Below are 21,337 nucleotides of genomic sequence, written 5' to 3' on the forward strand. Positions count from 1 at the left end.
AGGGGATCGGATCTGAATCCACAGGCAAGATGCCCGATGCTCCGTTTTGAATATTGCCTCGTTTGAGCTGAAACGGTTTACTACGAACTCGAATGATTTGATTTTGGGTCAAAAGCTTGGGGGTCAACAGTGTGTCACCAAGTCTTTAATGCCGGTTTTCTGACCTGCCCTTTTCCCGGAGTGACGGATAAAGTTTTGTAAATGGAATTGCCGTAAATCCGTGGACGACGATGGAGGCGCAGATCGCCAAACTCGCCACGTCCCAAGCCACCCCGACCCCCGCTTTTCGGAGCGCCAGCATGGCGTAAAAAATCGCCGCCACGCCGATGGGGCCGAACCACCCCATAAATAATAAATCGGCGCGGCGATCGCACTCGGGAAGCCAACGGCGGAGGGCGAAAATAGCCGGGAGGCGCCGCAGCAGCAAGAGGGCGATCGCGAAAATGACACCCCGCCACCCCAGATCCATCCACCCCCGCCAGGGAATGAATAATCCCAAAATGACGAAGACATAAACGGTGAAGAGGCGATCGACGGCCTCCTGCACTTCTTCTTCTTCGGCGCGATCGCGATTTCTCACCACCATGCTGAAGGTGCAGCCCGCCACAAATACCGCCAAAATACCGTCCCCCCCCATCAATTTCACCCCCGCCAACACCACCAAAGACAGGGCAACGGTGTAGGCGAGGAAGGATTGCTTGTCGATCAACTGCTTTCGTTCCGCCCACTTCAGCAGCCACCCGGCCAGATAACCCGCCGTCAGACCCAAAATCACCGCCCCCACCACTTCCCATAACAGGGTTCGGGACAGCCAGTGCCACACCGCCTCCCCGGGCGATCGCGTCAGGAATAAAATGGGCAACATCACGAAAGGATAGGCCAGACCGTCGTTGATGCCGGACTCCGCCGAGAGGATGTAACGGATGCGATCGGGCAAATTGCGTTCGGCCACCCGCCCCGTGACGATGGACGTCGCCACCACCGGGTCCGTGGGGCTGATGACGGCGCCGAGAAGCATCGACACCCAAAAGGGTAGCCCCAAAATCAGGTAAACTAACAGCGCACTAGCCAGCCACATCAGCGGCATCACCAACCCCAGGAGGACGGTTAGGGGCCGCCACTTTTGGCGGACAAATCCCGGTGGCAGCCTCAAGGCGATCCCCATCAGTTGGATGCCGATCGCGATCCGGGCACTCTGTTCGAGAATCCCCTCGGGTTGCCCCCAGTGGTGGAGGTCGATCGCGCCGAAAACAGCCGGACTCAGCACCACCCCCAACAACAAAGCCACCACGGGATCGGAGAGGAACAGGCGTTCTTTCAGGAAGCCGGACAGCAGCCCGAGGACGAGTACCAACCCCCCCAAAACCAGCAGGGCGAGGTTAACTTCTATGGAATTCAAGTGACGATCCCTCAAATAACCGGGCGATCGATTGTAGACAATATCGTTCCTCAGATAATCTATCTCTAGTCAGATCAGATCCGCTTGTTTGACCGCCCCCCCTCCCATCTCCCCAACCCTCCGTGGGGGCAACCTTATAGGGTTGCCCGGTTGCCGTGGGGGCAACCTTATAGGATTGCCGGGTTGCCGTGGGGGCAACCTTATAGGATTGCCGGGTTGCCGTGGGGGCAACCGTCTCCGGTTGCCGTGGGGGCAACCGTCTCCGGTTGCCGTGGGGGCAACCGTCTCCGGTTGCCGTGGGGGGGGAATTCGATTTCCGAGTATTGAACCGGATTTGATCTCCGACCCGATCGGTCGTCATTTTAAAGCAATAAACGAGACAAAATTGTGAAATTTCAACAAAACATCGATCGCTTCAAATCCGCTCTCCCGCAACATTTGCATTTGTTGATCTTCGGTGAGGGGAATCAACACATTTTCCAGGGCTTCTTTTTTGCGCTCTATCTCCGTTTTGGCGTAGCCATTTTTGGCTTTGAACGCCTCGTAGTGGCGGGTCATCGTCTCCTGAAACTGGGGGTGGGGCGATCGCACCTTTTCGCTCACAAATAACAACCCGCCGGGAACCAACCCTTCATAGACCGAATTTAAAACCTGTTGCCGTTGGGGGACGGGCAGAAATTGCAGGGTGTAATTCATCACCACGATGCCGCTATTTTCAAACCGGCAATTTTCCGCACTTTCGCACATCAATTCCACGGTGTGGAAAACTTCCAAAGGCGATAACTTTTCCCTCGCTTTTAGCAGCATGGCTTTGGAATTGTCGATACCGACCAGGGTGGCGGGTTGTTTTAAAAACCGCCCCAGCAGCTCCAAAAACGTCCCCGTCGAACAGCCGACATCGACGATTTTCGTCCCCGGTTGATAGTAAGATTTTGCCCACTGGACGGCGCAGGCGACCACCTCTTTGTAGAGGGGAACCGATCGCGAAACCATGTCGTCGAACACCCGCACTACATCTTCGTTGAAGGCGAAGGGTTTCGGCCAGGGGCCGCGCTCGAACAGCTCGTCTTTGTCGGAACTCAGATACAGTTCGGTATCCCAAAAATCGGTCATCATCCTTCGGTATTTTGCGCCGGTTTTCCGAACCCCAACTTTTCAATTTGATTGAGGAGTTGATTGGGGAGAATGGGCTTGTTGATGCAACCGTCAGCCCCCGCCGTCAGGGAGCGTTCCCGTTCCGCCTCCGTGGTGGTGAGGGCGATAATTTTCAGGGGGTCGGCCGTCGTCTCTTCCCGCAGATGGCGAATGATATCGTACCCATTTTGTCCGGGGAGATATAAATCGACCAGGATGGCATCGGGTTGCAGGAGTTCGATGGAGCGCAAGGCCGTCACCCCGTCCATCAACCACACCACTTGATAGCCGGCGGCGGTCAACAATTCGCAGATCAGGGTCGCCGTTTCTTCGTCATCTTCGATGACCACCAAGCGACCTTGGGGGCTTTCGGTATAATCCGTTTGCAGGGAGGTTTTGTAGGGATTTTTTTTGACCAGCGGTTGGGCGGGGATGTGGACGGTAAAGGTCGTGCCTTTGTTGACGACAGACGTAAACTCGATCGTGCCGCCGTGGAGCTCGACGAGTTGTTTGGTCAGGGCCAGACCCAAGCCCGTGCCGCCGTATTGGCGACGGTAGGGAGAGTCCAACTGCTGGAACTTTTCAAATAATAGGGGTTGCTGTTCTTCCGGAATGCCGATGCCGGTATCTTCGACTTGAAAAATGGCGGTCTTGTTTTCCACCCAAACGCGCAGGGTGACGCGGCCGTTTTCGGGGGTGAATTTGATGGCGTTGCTCAACAGATTCAGGAGGATTTGGCGGACGCGGCGGTGGTCGGCGATGAAGCGATCGCACTCCGGTCGGATTGGGATGTCGCCGGCGAGGTGGACGTTCCGCTGCTTGGCGCGATCGCGGAACGTGTGCAAGGTTTGATTGATCAATTTCGACAGGGAAAATTCGCTGATTTTGAGGACGGTTTTCCCGGCTTCGACCTGGGACAAATCGAGGATGTCGTTGATCAGGGCCAGCAGGTGTTCGCCGCTGTCGTGGATGGTTTGCAGGTAGTTGACCTGTTTCTCGACCGGGAGCGTCCGGGTGGTCCCGGACTGGCCGTACAACCGCAGCAGGGTGGACGAAATCCCGATCACGTGGGTGAGCGGCGTCCGCAGTTCGTGGCTCATGGTCGCCAAAAATTCGCTCTTGGCCCGGTTCGCGCACTGGGCGGCCAGCAGGGCGTCGTGGAGGGCTTGAGTCCGATCTTTGACCCGCTTTTCTAAGGTGTGTTTTTGTTGCTGCACTTGGGCGTAGAGTTGCGCCTGATAGATGGCGATGGAGAGATGTTCCGTAATTTTTTTGAGAAATTTTTGTTCGCTATTTTTCCACTCCCGAGGTTGGCCGCACTGGTGGGCGATCAGCAGGCCCCAAAGTTCGGCCTGGACGATGATCGGGGCGACCAATTTCGCCCGCACCTGCTTTTGTCGCAGCATCTCCAGCAGGCAGGGACAGGAGCGGTAGTAGGCTTCGACGTCGGCGATGCAGCGGATCGATCCCCGCCGGTAGTATTCTTGATATTCGGAGGTTTCAGAGAAACAGCGATCGATTTCCCGCCATTCCAACAGCGAAAGGATGGTGTCGGAGGATCGGGCTTCGTAAGTGATATTTCCCAGGAGCGGGGGGGGTTTTTCCGGCGACGGGGCGGCGGGGGGGTCGAAGAGTTCGGGGTCTTCTGCCCCGGAGGAGAGGTCTTCCAGGGGATCGGAGATCTTCGGGCGGGGGACTCCCAACTGATAAATCAACAGGCGATCGACCTGCAAAAATCCCCGCAATTGCTCGACTGCCGTCGATAAAATGACAGATAGCTCCAAACTCTGGCGAATTTGGGTCGTCACCTGATTCAAGAGGCGCTCTTGTTCAAGCTGTTCGTGTAGGGCATCATCCACAGGCTAAAGTTATCTCGCGATCGCACCAATTTGACGACAGAGTGTTTTGCGGGCGGGTGAGTCGGGCTATACTGTCAAGATACCACTAAAGTTCCCCATCTTCTACTTTGAGATTTGGGTTTCGGGGTCTGAACAACTGCGGTTTTCGGGGCGTGATCGACGTTCCGAATGTTTTTCAAGTCCGATGGACATCAAATCTTATCTTAAGATTTCGTGAAAAAGCCGGTAACTCATGGTTTTTTGAATCGGTCAGTGCATCTTCTCCATCTCCTGCGTCCGATCCTCCGAGCCGGCCGACCGCGATTCCCCTGCGAAGGGGCTTCGCGAAGGGCGGTGAAGTGGGGTCACACCCTATTTGAAGATTCCCTTTAACTTCATGAGCCAGTCACTTCAGCTTCCCCTCGATTCGACCCTAGAAGATCTGCCGTCTCACGACTACCGGGTTAGTCCGACCATATGGGGGGAGATCGTTGCCAAAAAACTCTATCAAAACCCCGACCTTCCCGGCGTTTTGGTGGTCGATGATTCCCAATTGCTGGGGATGATTTCCCGCGCCCAATTTGGGGAACACATGAATTGGCCCAACCGCGCCCAAATTTACAATCACAAGCCGATTCAAAAGCTCCTCGACGCGATCCGCATCCCCCCCCTGGTACTCTCCAAACAGACTCCCGTCCGGGAAGCCGCGGAATTGGCGACCAACCGCCCCCGCAATTTGACTTACGAACCCATCATTATTTCCGGGGGCGATCAGGAATTTCGTTTGCTCGATTTTCGAGTCCTCTGCCAAGCTCAAAATCAACTGCTCCGGGCTTCCCAAAGCGCGATCATGAAAATGAGTAAATCCCGGCGGAAACAGCTCGAATTTATCGGCAAAGAAAAGCGAAGACTTGACGATTTATCCAAACAACTCAAACTCGAACAAAACATCGCCAAAAAACTCTACCGCGATCGCTACCGACAAAAGGAAAGCGCCGTCGGCCGGCACTATCAAGACCTGTTGCAACTCTATCAGGAACTCGTCCGGGAGTGCCAGCTCGTCTCCGGGGAAACTCACCGGGCCTGCCACTCAATTTTTCTCGGTGCCCATTCGATTTCCGAATATTCGGAACAGTTGGAAGCGGTGATTCGGGGCATCACCCGAGATTGGGAAATCATCACTTCCGCTTCCGCCGTCATCGGCGAAATCGTCCAAAAGGTTCGATATTTGTCGGTTCAGGCTTCCGTTTTGAACTACCAATCCGGCGAAACCAACCCAACCGTCCTCGGTCAAATTAACTTTGAGATGAATCGCCTGGTCAAACAAACGTTGGATGTCAGCCAACAAATTGCGAAAGTGGCGAGCCAGTTCAAACTGCACCTTCAAACCCTCCAAGAGATGGGGCGGCAACAGACCCAAGTCGCCCGCAAAATCACCCTCGACAGCCAGCGGGGCGAAACGGCGATCGCGGAACTCGACCGGCTGCTCGAACGCCAAGATGCCACCCTCGTCGAGCTGCTCAAAAAGCAGTCCACATCCGACGAAGCCGCCGTCAAAGATCTGTTGAATCAGGACATGACCGGGATCGATACCCGATTCCAAACTCCGGAGCGCAGGAGACCCAATTCCGGTTCCGAACACCTGATCGAACTGATCGAAAAATCCCTCAAAAATCTACCCCACAAAAACTAGATCCCTACACCTTATACCCCTGTGCAGCGCCATGATACTTTTGACTTTTTAATCGGCGCGATCGCCCGCCAGTAACCCCGCCGCCGCCTCCATCAGGTCGGCCTGCAACCCCTGCAAATCCTCCCGACTTTCCAAATAGGTTTTCAACGCCTCCAGGGGGTCGATCGCGCTTCCCGCCTCCAACTCCGGCACCCGGGGGCGGGCGAGTTGGCTGACCAATTCGGGTTGGATGGTGTAGGTGTGGGCCTCGCCGAGGGCCCGGTGCAGTTGTGCCGTGTCGATCGCCTCCAACTGTTCCGACCGCAACTGATACAACAGCCGCACCACCGCATCTTTAATGTCTACTTTGGCGATCGCTTTTAAAAGGGCCGCGAGGGGGTCGTCCGCTTTGGAAACGTCGGCCCGGATCGTCCGAAACGGCCGCACTTTCAGGGGGCAAAATTCCCAGGTCGTCTGTTTCCGAACCAGATTCACCAATACGAATCCCTTCTCTTCTTTCTCCTCGGAAAAATCCACCCGCTCGATACTCCCGGGATACACCACCGGCGGATCGTTGCCGGGGTTGAGATTTTGGTGCTTGTGGACATGACCCAACGCCACATAATCGAATTGGGGGCGGATCAGCACCGACAGGGGGACGTTGAACCCTTTGCCCACCGCCAAAAACCGTTCGGCCCCCAAACGGGCGCGATCGAGCATCAGGTGGGCCAGCAGCACCGTCGGAACCTCCAGGTCGAGGCGGCGAATTTCCGCCTCCAGGGCGACCAGCAACCGGTCGATCAGCAGCTCGTTCACCGCTTCCAGGGACAGTCCCTCGGTTTCCGGGCGGGTGAGGAGGGTGGAACGGGTCAGCCAGGGGAGGGTGATGACCTGCACCGGGCCGCCCCGGGTTTCGATGCGGTGGGTTTCGAGGCGGTCGCCCACCACGAACCCGGGGACTCCCAAGGTGCGGTAGATGCCCAGGCTCGCCCCCCCCTGCCCCTGGGAATATTGGTCGTGGTTGCCCACGAGCAGCACCGTGGGGATTTCCGCGTCCACCAGGCGCCGGAACTGTCCGGCGAAGGCCTGTTTGACGAAGGGGGGCGGGGTGGCGTCGGGGAAGGCGTCGCCCCCGAAGAGCACCAAGTCCACGGGTTCGGCGATCGCGCGATCGATGCACCGCCCCAGGGTGGCGACGAAATCTTCGAGGCGGCTGTTGAGGCCGGTTTCAGGGTTGGTCTGGCCGTGGGAGAAGCCGCTCCCCAGATGGATGTCGGACAGGTGGAGAATTTTGATCATGGGGATGGAATTCGCGACGGTTGCAACCCGGTTTCCCTCGGGGTGGATGGAGAAGTTGATACCCGGATGTTCATCGCTAACTTCTCCACCCCCATCGATCATATCAGATTGTCGGTGCGATTCGTTCAGGAGTTCAATCGGGCTGAAATGCCCAAAATGACCTCCTGATGGGGGTTTCTTTGACGGTGAGAGTGTCAAGCCCATGCCGGATTATACTTCGTTTTTTCCTTGGTTTCCAAGGCCTTTCGCAACTCCTGAGCCGCCTGATCAGCCAAATCTCTCGGGTCGGGTTTGTACTCGTCTGGCTCGGGTCGGCGACGCTCTTCTCGAACCGGTGAAACGGCCCGAGCTTGTCGCTTCGTTTTGTACTCCTTTCGCTCGGGTTGGCTGGGACTTTCTCGGGTGTCTCTGACGGCGATGTCTCGCGAATTGAGCGCGGACTCACCCGCCTTGTTTTTGCGACGGCGATCGCTTCCGTAAATTTACCGAGAATTTACAAAACCCCGACTTTTTAATTGGAGGTTTAAAATTGACTCTCTTGTCGTCTCTTCGATCCGTAATTTTCGGGTTGATACGAGTCGGAGCGGCTCCCCACTTCCGGATATCCGACTGATTTCGACAAAATCGACCCGATTTCCGACAAGGAAACCGGGTCGGTCGCCCCCTCGAACGGGTCGAATTAATCGTCGGCGTAGACGTAGCGATACAGTTCGCCCGGGTCGGGTTCGGGGCTGTTTTGGGCGAACTCCACGGCCTCGTCTATGGTGTTTTGAACCCGTTTGTCGATCGCCTTCAACTCCTCAGAATCAGCCAAATTGTGTTCCGTCAAATAGGCGGCGAACTTCTTGATCGGGTCGCGGGCGAACCAGAACTCCTTCTCCTCGCGATCGCGCAATTCGTCTGGGTCGGCCAGGGAGTGGCCCCGGAAGCGGTAGGTGAGGGCCTCGATCAGGGTCGGACCTTCTCCGGCCCGGGCGCGGGCGATCGCCTCTTGCGCCACTTCCCGCACCGCCAGCACGTCCATGCCATCGACCTCGTACCCCGGCATTCCGAAGGCCGGACCCTTCTTGTAAATTTCCGGGTCCGACGTCGCCCGTTCGTGGGCCATCCCGATCGCCCACTTGTTATTTTCGACCACGAACAAGATCGGCAACTTCCACAGCGTCGCCATGTTCAAACATTCGTAGAACTGGCCGTTATTGCAGGCGCCGTCCCCGAAAAAGCAGGCCGTCACCGTGTCGGCGCTCTCGTCCCCCATCACTTCCCGGCGGTACTTGCTCTGAAAGGCCGCCCCCGTCGCCACGGGGATGCCTTCGGCCACGAAGGCGAACCCCCCCAACAGGTTGTGCTCGGCGGAGAACAGGTGCATCGAGCCGCCCCGACCCTTGGAGCAACCCGTCGCCTTGCCGAACAATTCCGCGAGCACCTCCTTGGCCGGCACCCCCGCACTCAGGGCGTGGACGTGATCCCGGTAGGTGCTGCAGACGAAATCGCGATCGCGGCGCATGGAGCGGATCACCCCCGTAGACACCGCCTCCTGTCCGTTGTAGAGGTGGACGAACCCGAACATTTTGCCCCGGTAATACATTTCGGCGCATTTATCTTCAAACAGGCGCCCCAACACCATGTCTTCGTACAGCATCAATCCTTCTTCGCGATCGATAACCGTCGCATCCGCTTGAAAACTGGGTAACGTGCGTTCCTTAACCATTGCCTTACCTCTGTGAAACTGTGCGCCGTGCGTTCTGAATCGCCGACCGCCACATCATCAATAATTAGAGACTATTTTATGCTCTCCGGGCCCCCTCCCAAAGGCGCGGGAATTGCGGGTTCAAACCGCCGCCGTCGAGGGCGGGGGGACATCGCCCGAACCGCGCCATCCCGACCCAAAACGTGGCTGGCCCCGGGGCGGGACTTTGAGATCCCTAATTTTTGGTAAACTGTTCGGAGGGCACCGAACGGCTCCTCACTCCCGACCCCTCTGGCGACTGGCACTAGGGACCGAGTTGAGTTGGGTCCCTCATCCCGGCGACAGGACATCTCGGGGGAGAGAGTGTTAAGTTTAACACCGACTTGGTAACAACCTTCGTTAATATAAGATAGCTACATCAGTCGCTCGCCGTTGGGGAAGGAGCATCGTGCGTATTCCACTCGATTACTACCGAATTTTAGGCTTACCAATTCAAGCGACTGCCGAGCAGTTGAAGCAGGCACATCGCGATCGCACCCAACAACTTCCCCGGCGGGAATATTCCGACGTGGCGATCGATGCCCGCAAGCAGTTGATCGACGAAGCCTACACCATCCTGTCCGACCCGGACCGTCGCGGGGCCTACGACATGGGCTTCCTGGCGAAAACCTACGACCCGGACTCCGAACTGCCAACCCCGGCGGGCGACGGGAACCCGGAAGTGGGCATCTCCCAACCGGAAGCCGATTCCCACAGCCCCAGCATCGAGATCGACGACCGGCAATTTGTCGGCGCCCTGCTGATCTTGCAGGAGTTGGGCGAATACGAACAGGTCCTCACCCTCACCCGTCCCTTCCTGGGAACCGGCAACATCGGCCTCAAAGACGGCCGCTTCGGCGACCCCGACCTGATCTTGCCCGACGTCATCCTCACCGTGGCCCTGGCCCACCTGGAACTCGGCCGGGAGCAGTGGCAGCAGGGGCAGTACGAAAACGCCGCCGCCTCCCTGGAAGCCGGACAGGACGTCCTGCTGCGGGAAAGCCTGTTCGCCCAACTGCGGGGGGAAATGCAAGCCGACCTCTACAAGCTGCGCCCCTACCGGATTCTGGAGCTACTGCAACTCCCCGAAAGCAAGGGGGAGGAACGTCGCCGCGGGCTGCAACTGCTGCGGGAAATGCTCCACGAACGCGGCGGCATCGACGGCCACGGGGACGATCGCTCCGGCCTGAGCGTTGAAGATTTTCTCCGCTTCATCCAGCAACTCCGCAGTTCCCTCACCACCACGGAACAGCAAACCCTGTTTGAAACCGAAGCCCGCCGCCCCTCCGCCGTCGCCACCTATCTGGCGGTTTACGCGCTGCTGGCCCAGGGATTCGCCCGCGCCCAGCCGGCCCTGATCCGCAAGGCCAAGTTGATGCTGATGCAGTTGGGCCGCCGCCAGGACGTCCACCTGGAAAAGGCGGTCTGCTCCCTGCTACTGGGGCAGACGGAAGAGGCGAGTCGGGCGCTGGAGTTGAGCCAGGAGCGGGAACCGATCGCCTTCATCCGTCAGAATTCCCTCGATTCCCCGGATCTGCTGCCCGGTTTGTGTCTTTACTCGGAGCGGTGGTTGCAGGATGAGGTGTTTCCCCACTTCCGCGACTTGCAAAATCAGCCCGTTTCTTTGAAGGATTATTTCGCCAACAAGCACGTCCAATCCTATCTGGAAGCGCTGCCCTCCGAGGTGGGAACCTCCAACGAGTGGGTGGTCGTCCAACCCCGCCGCCGCGGCGCAACTCAGACCGGAACCCCCGCCCTTTCGACACGGCAACCGGCCAACGGCGACACTTCCGCGACAGCTCAGACTGATGTCCGCACCGGCCAACCCCAAGGGGGGGCGACGGCGACCCTGACCGCGACGGGTCGGGGAACGGCTGGGAAATCGAGCCTGGCGGGGACTTCCCCGCCCCCGGTGAAGGTGCCGTCCGTCGAGTCGAATTCTGCGTCCACCACCCTCCAAAAACCGGGAGTTTCCCCGGACAACCACCGCCGTCCCCTCTCGACGCCCCCTTCGGAACCGAATCCGCAAACCGTCGTCGCGTCGAGTCCCCCCCCCGCCCCGACGGTGCCCCCCGCGAATTCCACGGCTTCGGGGGGAGGTCGCAACCATAATTCGAGGCGGACTTCCCAGAACAACGACTCGATTAAAGTCAAACGCTTGCTCCTCGTCGGGCTGATCGGGCTGTTTGGAATTTGGTTACTGTGGACGATTTTGAGCCTCCTGTTCGGTTGGATCGGCAACGCCCTGGACGGGTTGGCCGGTCCCCGACTGCGGGGCGAACAACCCCTGGTGGAGTTGGAGCAGCCGCCCGTCCCCATTCCGGAAGTCGAACCGGAAAATCCCCTGGCCGGGGAGTTGAATGAAGGGCTCGCTCAACAGGTCCTCCGCACGTGGTTCGGCGCGAAGGCGGCGGCCCTCGGTCCGGAGTATCAGATGGAGGCGTTGCGGGAGATTTTGGTCGATCCGGCGTTGAGCCGCTGGGTGACGACCTCGGAAACCCTGCAACTGGAAAATGCTTACCGGCGCTATGAGCACGATGTGAGAATCCAGGCGATCGAAGTGGATCAGGACAATCCCAATCAGGCCATCGTCGATGCCCAAGTGCGGGAAGCCACTCAATTCTATGAGGGGGGGGAAGTGATCAATTCTGGGGACGATACCCTGCAAGTTCAGTATCAATTGGTTCGGGATCAAGGCCCCTGGCGCATCCGCGATTGGCAAGTGATCCGTTAAAACGTTCATCCCCCGTTTGAATTGACGATGCCGGGCGATCATCGCCCGGGATTTTTTGATGGACTGGGGGAAGCGGAGGGAGCTCCCTGGAGCTCCAGGGAGTCCAGAAACGGGTGGAACATCCGCACCGCTTGGGAATCAATTCCCAAGCTAACAATAAAAATCATCGGTCGATGATTGAGGAGTTTGTGCGGATCTGAGTGTAAATTTGCCTCCCCTGCCTCCCCTTTCGATCCCAAAATGTCATAATTTGATGACAAATTGATCCCAAAATCCTTATAAAACGGTATATGTACTCATGAAATCCGGATTTCCCCCTTGACCCATCTGGATATTTTCTGCAATATGTTGAGTAAATCAGCGATCCCCCCGATCCCAAAGAAAATCTACAGGGTCATCACCTGTTATTTGCACGAATGGAGATCACCCACCCATGGCACAAGAACGACCACCCTTGGAAGAAATGACTTTGCGACAGTTACGCAAGGTGGCGAGTGAATACGGTATTTCTCGCTACAGCCGAATGCGTAAAGAGCAGCTTTTAGCTGCAGTTCAAGAGATCGAGCGTAACAGATTTTCATCATTCCCCAATCAAACCCGTACCTTGGAGGGACAAACAGAAGTGCAAGGATCAAAGTTTACAGTAGGTCAAGAGGAGCAGGACGCGGATTCCCTGTCCTCAATTGATGAAAACCTGGTGGAACTTCCCGGCGCCTACAGTGAAAGTCGCATCGTCTTGATGGCCCGAGATCCGGAATGGGCTTACGCTTACTGGGATATCTCCAACCAACAGAAAGAACAATTTCGGCGTCTGGGCGGACAGCAACTGGCGCTGCGGATCTACGACGTCACCGACCTGAACTTGAGCCTTCAGGCTCCCCACAGCGTCCAGGAATATCCCTGCGACGAGTTAGCCCGAGAATGGTATTTGCCAATACCCGTGAGCGATCGCGACTATGCCATCGAAATCGGCTACCGCTGCGCTGACGGACGCTGGTTGGCCCTGGCGCGATCGCAAGCCGTGCGGATTCCCCCCATCTATCCCTCGGAGTGGATTGACGACCAATTCATCACCGTGTCCTGGAGTGAAGATCTCGAGGGCAAAACCTTCGCCGAACTCTCGCCCCCCGGACCGTCTTACCGCGATCGCGTCTACGACGATCTCTTCAACCTCGCCAAAGAAGCGGAAGCCCAGCGCATAGCCGGTTCTCTGTTCGGCTCCATGCATCAGGTTTCCAGCCACCAACACGCCGTCAGTTCCTACCTCTTTCCCTCCGGCGTCGGGAAGTGGGCTTCCGGTGTGGGTTACTCCTTATCCGGCGTCGGGATGTCCGGCATCGGCATGGGTTATTCCATGTCCGGTGTCGGCGTCACCGAATCCGGCGCGGCTCTGGGCTACTCCTTATCCGGCGTCGGGATGTCCGGTGTGGGACTCGGAGTCACCGAATCCGGCGCGGCTCTGGGTTACTCCTTATCCGGCGTCGGGATGTCCGGCATCGGCATGGGTTATTCCATGTCCGGTGTCGGAGTCACCGAATCCGGCGCGGCTCTGGGTTACTCCTTATCCGGCATCGGGATGTCCGGTGTGGGACTCGGAGTCACCGAATCCGGCGCGGCTTTGGGTTACTCCTTATCCGGCGTCGGGATGTCCGGCATCGGCATGAGCGAAACCCTCGGTTATTCCTTATCCGGCGTCGGGATGTCCGGTGTGGGACTCGGAGTCACTGAATCCGGCGCGGCTCTGGGTTACTCCTTATCCGGCGTCGGGATGTCCGGCATCGGACTGGGAGTGACTGAATCCGGCGCGGCTTTGGGTTATTCCATGTCCGGTGTCGGAATGTCTGGTGTCGGGATGGGTTATTCCATGTCCGGTGCCGGCGTGACTGAATCCGGGGCGGCTTTGGGTTATTCCATGTCCGGTGTCGGGATGTCTGGCGTGGGAATGGGTTATTCCATGTCCGGTGCCGGTTTGAGTCTGTCGGGAGCCGCCTTGGGTTACTCGATGTCGGGTATCGGAATGTCGGGTATCGGGATGGCGGCATCGATGCCTCCCATTCGTCCCCGGAAGTTCTGGTTGGTTGCCGATGCCGAGTTGATCATTTACGGTGCAACCGAGCCGGATGCGACCGTTACGATTGGCGGACGCCCCATCAAACTCAATCCGGACGGGACATTCCGATTCCAAATGTACTTCCCCGATGGTCAATTTGACTATCCGATTATGGCAGTGGCTGCAGATGGTGAACAAACTCGTTCCATCCATCTCAAGTTCAATCGCGAAACGCCGGAACGTCACACCAATACCCGCGAGGAAGCTGTTTTAGAGTGGCTGGGTTAACTTTCGGGTTCGGGGGGCAATCAGTGTCGCGATCGCTCAATTCTCAAGTTTAAGACACATCAATAATGGCCGAGTTGGGTTCGATCCCTCCTCGGCTTTTTCTTGATAGGGAGTCGGGAGTCGGATCGATGGTTCTTCAAACTAACGTGGGCTGAGTTCGATTCAATTCAGTTTGTCGTATTATCAATCATCTAACGTCTCGCCGCCAAAATTTGATCCGCCCTCAATTCCAACTTAGGGAAAAGGCGAGAGACCATCATTTCTTCCCCTCGAAACGAGACGGCATCGTAGAACCCTTCAACCAACGTGCAGATGGTGACGAGTTCTTGCAGGGGATCGACGATCCAATATTCTTCGATATCGCGGACGGCGTATTCTGATCGCTTGCCGCGGTAATCGGCGGTTCGAGTCGATTCGCTCACCACTTCCACGACCAAAATGGGGGCGGGTTCGTCGAGTTCGATGACGGCTTCCCGGGCGGCGAGGTTTTCCCACTGTTCGATCGCCAATACGGTGACGTCGGGGATGCGGGAGGTGTCCCAGCGACCCCCCCGAGGCGATCGCACTCCGATTCGCATATCTTTAGAAGTCCAGGGCAAACTTCTGTTCCGGGCTTCCGCTTTAAATTCATCGTTCAAAAATTCGGCGATCGCACCGTGTCGTCCCGTTCCCAGACTCATGGGGATCAATTCTCCTTCCACCAATTCATAGCGGGTGTCGGTGCCGTCCTCATATTTGAGGTATTCCGCAAAGCTCAACTTTCGAGTCGCAACACTCATGACGATCGCGCTCCCAGGATTTGTCCTTAAATTATAGGGCGGAACTCGGGGGCCTTTCGTTCGACTTGAGAGCGATCGCCCCAAATCCTTAAACTATAAAAATAGGGAAAGCATCCACTTTTCCGGTCAGAAGTCATATTTCACGAACCCATGGCGATCCAAAAATTAGAACGACTCAAATCCCTATTTGCCGAAATGGACAGGGCGCTCATCGCCTATTCCGGGGGCGTAGACAGCACCCTGGTAGCCCGCATCGCCCACGACGTCCTCGGCGATCGCGCTTTGGCCGTCACCGCCATTTCCCCTTCCCTCCTGCCGGAGGATTTGGAAGACGCCCGCATCCAGGCGGCGACCATCGGCATTGCCCACGAGGAAATTAACACCCAGGAAATGGCGAATCCCAACTACACCGCCAACCCGGTGAACCGCTGCTATTTCTGTAAGAGCGAACTCCACGATACCCTCAAACCTCTGGCGAAAGAGCGGGGTTATCCCTACGTCGTGGACGGGGTGAACGCCGACGACTTGCGGGATTACCGCCCGGGGGTGAAGGCAGCCCGGGAGCGGGGGGTGCGATCGCCCCTGGCCGAAGTGGGCGTCAGCAAAGCCGAAGTCCGGGAAATCTCCAAACACTTGGGTTTGGTCTGGTGGGACAAACCCGCCCAACCCTGCCTGAGTTCCCGCTTCCCCTACGGCGAAGAAATCACGATCGCCAAATTGCAGCGGGTGGGGAGGGCCGAAGTCTACCTGAGACGGTTGGGGTGGACTAACCTGCGGGTTCGTTCCGAGGCAGATACCGCCCGCATCGAACTGCCCCCCGACCAAATTCAGACTTTCGTGTTAAAAACCGACCTCCCGTCCGTGGTGGCAACCTTTCAGGAGTTGGGATTCGTTTACGTCACGTTGGACTTGGAGGGATATCGCAGCGGCAAATTGAACCAAGTTCTGAAGCCGGAAGTTCTGGCGACTCAAAATTAGGGTGTAGGGTGTAGGGTGTAGGGTGTAGGGGGAGCTTGGAAGAAAATCTTACCGGCGTTGTTCCCGGAGCTTCCCTCCGCTCCCACCCCCCCAAATAAAAGCACCCCACCGAGTTGAGTGCTTCGTGGGGCAAGGACAGTTAAACGCTTGAGTTAAATTCTCAGGGCAAGTGTGACAGTTTTCGGCCGGAGCTGTGACAATCTTTGGACCGTCCACGGTCGATAGAGCGATCGCCCCTTATTAATTGTCAATTGTCAATTCTCAACGATCAATTATCAATAAACCCGCGAGGTGATGGAGGCCCGAGCCCAACGCCAATCCCGACATGGAAACGGTACAGAGCACGAAAAACGCCTTCCAGCTTTTAACGTTTCGGGTTTGGAGTTCCATGCGGGTGAGGGCGGTGGCCGAGAGGGCCATGAGGGTGGTGGTGAAGATTTCCAGCCAGGTTGCCAGGACGACGATCAAAAAGGCGCCGAAAATAATGGAGAGAAAAAAACCGAGATTCGACTTGAACCAGGCGTTGAGCGGCTGTTTCAACCGGTAGAGGGGAATGGTATACAACAGTGCCAGGGAGACGACGCCCAGTTCGAGTGCGCCCCAAATGTGAATCTGCAAGTGAAGCTCGTACAAAGCCCACCCGAAAACCATATAAGTCAACAGCAGCAAGCCGATCGAGAGGGAAAGCATCGTCGTGGGGCGGGTATCAGAGGTTGGTCGAGATGGCCTGGACGGGGCAGGTGGGGATGCACTGTTCGCAGACGATACAGCGCGATCGCGTAAATGTCAGGTAGAAGGTTTCGGGGTTCAGGGTCAGGGCTTCGGTGGGACAGATGCCGGTACACAACCCGCAGTCCACGCAGTTGTCTTCGTCGATGAGGATTTCTCGGCTGGCGAGGGAAACGGTGACGTTTTGGGATTGCATCCATTCGATCGCCGCTTCGAGTTGGTCGATATCTCCCGACAATTCGACCACCAGGGTCCCCATCTGGTTGGGGGCGACTTGGGCCCGGATGATGTTGGCCGCCACGTTGAAGTCTTTCGCCAACCGGTAGGTGATCGGCATCTGAACCGAACGTTTGGGAAATGTCAGGGTGACTCGTTTTTTCATGGTCAATGTGCGAGACTCACTCTCGATCTTAATATCAGATCTGGTTTTTGACCGGACGAACTCTATTGAATCGGTGTGGGGAAAGTGAAAAGTTTTCTCCCGAGAGAATTCGTTAAACTGAATTCACTGATAATTCTTTGCTATTCATTGCGATTCCATGAGTACCAATCCATCGAATTCCCCCTCGACTTCCGCGACGCTCGGAACCCGCCTGAGAAATTTTACGATCGCTCTCGTGGCGGTCGTCCTGGGCGTGTCGGTGTTTTTGGGATTCCGGAGCGAAGCGACATCGACTTCTTTAGCCGAACTGGCGGCGGAGTCCACCCCCATCGAGGTGGCGTTGGACAACGGCAAGCCGACCCTGATGGAATTTTACGCCAACTGGTGTACGACCTGTCAGGCGATGGCGGAGGATATGGGCGAAATGCGGGACACTTACGGCGATCGCGTCAATTTCGTGATGCTGAATGTGGACAACAGCAAGTGGCTCCCGGAAATCCTCCAATATCGCGTGGACGGGATTCCCCATTTCGTGTTTTTGGATGAAAATGCCGAAACGGTCGGGGAGGCGATCGGCGAAGTTCCCAAGGGGATTTTGGCGACCGATTTGGACGCTTTGATCGCGGGGACGCCGCTGCCGAAAGTGGCCCGGGGCGCCGAGGTTTCCCCGTTTAAAGCTCCCGTCGCGCCGTCTTCGGATGCCGGAACCGATCCCCGCGCCCACGGCGCCCAGGTGAAGTCCCAGTGAAATTCCGAGCGATCGCGATCGCCTCAACTCGACTCCGACACCCATCCTCCGGGTCGGGTGTCGGTTTTTTCGTTACGGAACTTATCAAATCTTTAAAAAACGCAATTTTGAAACCAGTCGGTCGGGGACTTTTTTGATGGGCAATTGTGCGGATTGATGCGGTCAAGTTTGCGCTTGGAGGCGGTTTCAGCGTCGCTCCAACACTTTAACAATTATAACATAATTTTAATCCCTGTATCAATAATCGTCGATTGCAAATAAATATTGCAACTTCTCGCCAAACCTTGATATTTCACTTAATATGTAAAGTGTAGAAGAACAGATTACCTGACAGAGGTGGAGCAGTTATGAATATCTTTGAAAGTTTATCAAACATGATGGCTTACCTGACCGAGGGTGTCGCCCGGATTTTTAGCCCCAGCGACGATGCCTATCCGATGGTCGGGATCAACCCCTTTGAAGGCACTCCCTATAAAGGATCGCCCTGGGACGAATAAGGTAAAAGCAGCGTGAATTGTACCGTTAATAATCAAGGATGGACAGACCCTCCAATCAAAGCCGGTTTTGGTTGGAGGGTTTGTTTTTGGGCGATCGCAAAAGGTCGGGAGTCGGGAGTCGGGAGTCGGGAGGAAAGAGAATAAGTGCTTGCTTCTAACTTTTTATTCCTCACTCGTTCCCCATTGGGGAATCTAAAATCTAAAATCCCCCCTCCCGGTGCGCCGTTGCGGAGCGAGATCGGATATCAGATCTGATTGAGAAAAAAGGCCAGGGCGGCGCTGCCGAGGGGGACGGTCAAGTTGTCGATGCCCAGTTTGGAGATGGTTTCCAACAGGGTGGCGGCCACCGCCACGGCGATCGCGATCCCCCAGGTTTGCCAAGTGTTGCCGTTGACGGACAGCAGGATCGAACTGGAGACGACAAAACTGGTCAGGGCCATCGTCAGGGAGCCTTCCCAGCTTTTTTGATTTCCCCACAATTCGTATCGGTGGGAACCCCAACGCTGGCCGACGGTGGCGGCGAGGCCGTCCCCCCAGGTCATCACCAAAATTCCCAAAGCGGCGTATTCGGGGCGGGCGATCGGCCAGAACCAACCGATGAGCAGACCGATGCTGACGGCGTAGAAAAATGTACCCAGGCTCTGGCGGCCGACGCTGTTGATGCTCGGGAGGATGGGAACGGCGAGGGAAATCAGAGCGATCGCGCCGGAAATGACTCCGGCGGCGATGCCGATCCAGGCGGGAATTTGCAGCCACCAGGCCAGCAAAATCACGTTTCCCGTGCCGATGTGGACGACCTTCCGGGAGACTTCGGCATCGACGGCGAACAGGCGGTTGAGTCCCTCCGCCAGGGCCAGAATCGCGCCCAACCACAGGCCAACCAGGGCGATCTGGAGCCAAACCGTGGGATTTTCACTCAAAACAGACATGGGAATCCTTAACGAATGGGACGCCGAACGGGTGCGGGGTTGACCGTTGCGGCTCACAGAATTATAGATCGCCGAATGCCGAGGACACCGCGATCGCTGCGCCGATCGCCCGAAAGCTCGATTTGAGAACGGAGAGGGAGGGATTCGAACCCTCGGAGAGGCTAAACACCCCTCAACAGATTAGCAATCTGCCGCTTTCGACCACTCAGCCACCTCTCCTGGTGACATCAGCTTATTCTAACAGATACAAATCGGGAAGTCTAGATCCGACATCCAAAAATTTTCAACTGCGGTCTGGCCGAGATTTTCGGAGATGCGATCGCCCGTAGAGGTTAAGATGCAGGGTAGATGCTGTTGCCGACCCGGGGAAATGTGCGATGGAAGCCGAGGAGTTACTGGACCGCTATCAGCGAGGGGAGCGTCACTTTCAATCCGTCGATCTCGGGGGGGCGAACTTGAGCGGCGTGAACCTGAAACAGATCGATCTCAGCGGGGCGGACCTCGGGGGGGCGAATCTGAGCTGGGCCGTCCTCACCGAAGCCCAGTTGACGGGAGCCAATTTGACCCGGGCTGACCTGCAAAATGCCCTCCTTACCAGCGCCCACCTCGATCGCGCCAAGCTGAACGGGGCCAATTTTTCCCGAGCCGATTTGCGGTTCGCGTCCGTCCAAAATGCCCGACTCAACTGGGCGATCCTGGAAGGAATCCAGGCCCACCGCATCAATTTAACCGCCAGCCGCCTCGACCGCGCCAAGCTCAAGGGGGCGATTCTCGACAAGGCCGAACTCGGTTTTGCCCAACTCCCGGAAGCGGACTTGAGCAAAACCAATTGGGTGGCGGCGAACCTGCGGGAGGCGAACCTGCGGGAGGCGAATTTGCGGGAGGCGAATTTGCGGGAGGCGAATTTGACGGCGGCGAATCTGACCGAAGCCGATCTCGGCGGTGCGATGTTGCGGTCGGCGGTGCTGGTGGAGGCGGACCTGCATCGGAGCCGGTTGGGGGGGGCAGATCTGACCCGGGCTACCTTGGACCGCGCCGACCTGAGCCGCGCCGACCTCGCCGATGCCTATTTGCTTAAGGCCAGTTTCCGGCAGACCGACTTGTTGCGGGCGAATTTGCAGGGGGTGTATTTGCTGTGGGGAAATTTCGTCGGGGCGAATTTGCAGGGGGCCGATTTGCGGCGGGCCGACCTGAGCGGCGCCTATTTGCAAGAGAGTTCCCTGGCGGCGGCGGACCTGCGGGAGGCGCTGTTGGTGGACGCCCACCTGATTCGGACGACGTTGGAGGGGGCGAATTTGACGGGGTGCTGCATTTGCAATTGGCGTCCCCGGGAGGTGGATTTGTCGGGGGTGGTTTGCGAGTACCTGTTCGCGGGGTTTGATTTCGCGACCAAGCAACCGAGCGATCGCACCTCGGCGGTGGAAGCGTTGGGGTTGGAGGCGACGTCCGACGGCCGCACTTTATTGACGGTGGAATTTTTTGAGGCGATCGACTGGGAGGCCCTGGTGTACGCGGTGGCGGCGGTGGAGGGGGAAAGCCGCGATTTGACTTTGACCATCTGGGGATTTGAAACTTTGCCCGACCGCGGCCGCCTGCAACTGCAGGCGAATCACTGGGTGAATGCCGAATGGGTGGGCGATCAAATTTTGGGGCGATATCCGGAAATGGTGGCGCGGGTGGGCGAGAACCGGGCGGCGATCGCACAATTGCTCGGCTTGCATGATCTTTCGGACTCGGCCGGCGATCCGTCGCGATCGCCCCATTTGGAATTGTCGCAACTCTCGGAGCGGCAAAAAAATCTCTACTGGGAGATCTCCCGCCAGATTCAATCTATCCTCAATTCCCAGTCGCCGAGCGAATTTGTTGACCCCGTGCAGCGCCTGTTGAGTTATTTAGAAAAACAGGGGATTTCGACCCGGGAAATTCGCCACCGGGCGATCGTGGAACAAATTGTCGGGCGCGCCAAGCGGGAGCCGAAATTTCGGGAACAGCTCCGGGATTGGGAAAAACAAACCGGAATTGCAGGAAACCGGTCGCCGATGCAACAACTTTTGCGGTTCGCGATCGCGCTTTTATCTACAGAATCCTAGGGGAGTTGTGTGTCGGACGGCAATTGGTTATCATCGATCCAGTTGCCCGCATTTTTACGCCT

Annotated in this window: 16 protein-coding genes and 1 tRNA gene; 7 read left to right on the forward strand and 10 right to left on the reverse strand. The window is 57.1% G+C overall.

The genetic code is table 11. The features are described 5' to 3' along the window. Nucleotides 1-145 precede the first annotated feature (145 nt). The 3 genes from AC0QHF_RS25550 to AC0QHF_RS25560 form a co-directional block, all read right to left on the reverse strand. Nucleotides 146-1,399, reverse strand: a complete 1,254-nt coding sequence (locus AC0QHF_RS25550) for a cation:proton antiporter domain-containing protein (RefSeq protein ID WP_324707094.1) — start codon at nt 1,397-1,399, stop codon at nt 146-148. A 357-nt stretch (nt 1,400-1,756) separates the two neighbouring features. Then, entirely contained in the window at nt 1,757-2,515 is a 759-nt protein-coding gene (gene cmoA / locus AC0QHF_RS25555) for a carboxy-S-adenosyl-L-methionine synthase CmoA (protein ID WP_324707095.1), read from the reverse strand. After that, nucleotides 2,512-4,392: a hybrid sensor histidine kinase/response regulator gene (locus AC0QHF_RS25560; RefSeq protein WP_324707096.1), complete on the reverse strand. Its 1,881-nt coding sequence runs from the start codon at nt 4,390-4,392 to the stop codon at nt 2,512-2,514. The genes cmoA and AC0QHF_RS25560 overlap by 4 nt, the downstream gene beginning before the upstream one ends. A 376-nt stretch (nt 4,393-4,768) precedes the next feature. On the opposite strand from AC0QHF_RS25560, the gene AC0QHF_RS25565 reads away from it, so the two are divergent. Then, complete coding sequence (locus AC0QHF_RS25565; RefSeq protein WP_324707097.1) at nt 4,769-6,064, forward strand: CBS domain-containing protein; 1,296 nt, start codon at nt 4,769-4,771, stop codon at nt 6,062-6,064. 48 nt (nt 6,065-6,112) lie between these two features. Here the strand turns inward: AC0QHF_RS25565 and sbcD are convergent, their stop codons facing one another. Both sbcD and pdhA read right to left on the reverse strand, forming a co-directional pair. Beyond that, nucleotides 6,113-7,342, reverse strand: a complete 1,230-nt coding sequence (gene sbcD / locus AC0QHF_RS25570; RefSeq protein WP_324707098.1) for an exonuclease subunit SbcD — start codon at nt 7,340-7,342, stop codon at nt 6,113-6,115. 679 nt (nt 7,343-8,021) lie between these two features. Then, a complete protein-coding gene (pdhA, locus tag AC0QHF_RS25575; RefSeq protein WP_324707099.1) occupies nt 8,022-9,053 on the reverse strand; it encodes a pyruvate dehydrogenase (acetyl-transferring) E1 component subunit alpha in 1,032 nt (343 codons plus the stop codon). Nucleotides 9,054-9,480: 427 nt separating this feature from the next. Here pdhA and AC0QHF_RS25580 point away from each other — a divergent pair, with 427 nt between their 5' ends. Together AC0QHF_RS25580 and AC0QHF_RS25585 are read left to right on the forward strand one after the other, a co-directional pair. After that, complete coding sequence (locus AC0QHF_RS25580; RefSeq protein WP_324707100.1) at nt 9,481-11,805, forward strand: IMS domain-containing protein; 2,325 nt, start codon at nt 9,481-9,483, stop codon at nt 11,803-11,805. A gap of 433 nt (nt 11,806-12,238) precedes the next feature. Further along, complete coding sequence (locus tag AC0QHF_RS25585; protein WP_324707101.1) at nt 12,239-14,143, forward strand: DUF4912 domain-containing protein; 1,905 nt, start codon at nt 12,239-12,241, stop codon at nt 14,141-14,143. 191 nt (nt 14,144-14,334) lie between these two features. On the opposite strand, the gene AC0QHF_RS25590 is transcribed toward AC0QHF_RS25585, so the two are convergent. After that, the gene (locus AC0QHF_RS25590) at nt 14,335-14,922 is read right to left on the reverse strand and encodes a Uma2 family endonuclease (protein WP_324707102.1); all 588 of its coding nucleotides are present in this window, start codon (nt 14,920-14,922) and stop codon (nt 14,335-14,337) included. Nucleotides 14,923-15,072: 150 nt separating this feature from the next. Between AC0QHF_RS25590 and larE the strand changes: the two genes are divergently transcribed. Further along, entirely contained in the window at nt 15,073-15,900 is an 828-nt protein-coding gene (gene larE / locus AC0QHF_RS25595) for an ATP-dependent sacrificial sulfur transferase LarE (protein ID WP_324707103.1), read from the forward strand. A gap of 261 nt (nt 15,901-16,161) precedes the next feature. On the opposite strand, the gene AC0QHF_RS25600 is transcribed toward larE, so the two are convergent. Together AC0QHF_RS25600 and AC0QHF_RS25605 are read right to left on the reverse strand one after the other, a co-directional pair. Next, nucleotides 16,162-16,590 (reverse strand): hypothetical protein, encoded by a 429-nt coding sequence (locus AC0QHF_RS25600; protein WP_324707104.1) that lies wholly within the window; start codon nt 16,588-16,590, stop codon nt 16,162-16,164. A gap of 16 nt (nt 16,591-16,606) precedes the next feature. Beyond that, nucleotides 16,607-17,011, reverse strand: a complete 405-nt coding sequence (locus AC0QHF_RS25605; protein WP_324707105.1) for an NIL domain-containing protein — start codon at nt 17,009-17,011, stop codon at nt 16,607-16,609. A gap of 157 nt (nt 17,012-17,168) precedes the next feature. Between AC0QHF_RS25605 and AC0QHF_RS25610 the strand changes: the two genes are divergently transcribed. Both AC0QHF_RS25610 and AC0QHF_RS25615 read left to right on the forward strand, forming a co-directional pair. After that, nucleotides 17,169-17,759, forward strand: coding sequence for a thioredoxin family protein (locus AC0QHF_RS25610; RefSeq protein ID WP_324707106.1), 591 nt, complete (start codon nt 17,169-17,171; stop codon nt 17,757-17,759). Nucleotides 17,760-18,106: 347 nt separating this feature from the next. Beyond that, the gene (locus AC0QHF_RS25615) at nt 18,107-18,256 is read left to right on the forward strand and encodes an isochorismate synthase (RefSeq protein ID WP_324707107.1); all 150 of its coding nucleotides are present in this window, start codon (nt 18,107-18,109) and stop codon (nt 18,254-18,256) included. Nucleotides 18,257-18,501: 245 nt separating this feature from the next. Here AC0QHF_RS25615 and AC0QHF_RS25620 read toward each other — a convergent pair whose 3' ends face one another. Both AC0QHF_RS25620 and AC0QHF_RS25625 read right to left on the reverse strand, forming a co-directional pair. Beyond that, nucleotides 18,502-19,185 carry a diacylglycerol/polyprenol kinase family protein gene (locus AC0QHF_RS25620; RefSeq protein ID WP_324707108.1) on the reverse strand — a complete coding sequence of 228 codons (684 nt, stop codon included), beginning with the start codon at nt 19,183-19,185 and terminating at the stop codon, nt 18,502-18,504. A 129-nt stretch (nt 19,186-19,314) separates the two neighbouring features. Beyond that, nucleotides 19,315-19,404: transfer RNA gene (locus AC0QHF_RS25625), tRNA-Ser, on the reverse strand. Nucleotides 19,405-19,562: 158 nt separating this feature from the next. On the opposite strand from AC0QHF_RS25625, the gene AC0QHF_RS25630 reads away from it, so the two are divergent. Next, nucleotides 19,563-21,275: a pentapeptide repeat-containing protein gene (locus tag AC0QHF_RS25630; protein WP_324707109.1), complete on the forward strand. Its 1,713-nt coding sequence runs from the start codon at nt 19,563-19,565 to the stop codon at nt 21,273-21,275. The last annotated feature ends 62 nt before the right edge of the window (nt 21,276-21,337 follow it).

It is taken from the genome of Lyngbya sp. CCY1209 (assembly GCF_055795065.1).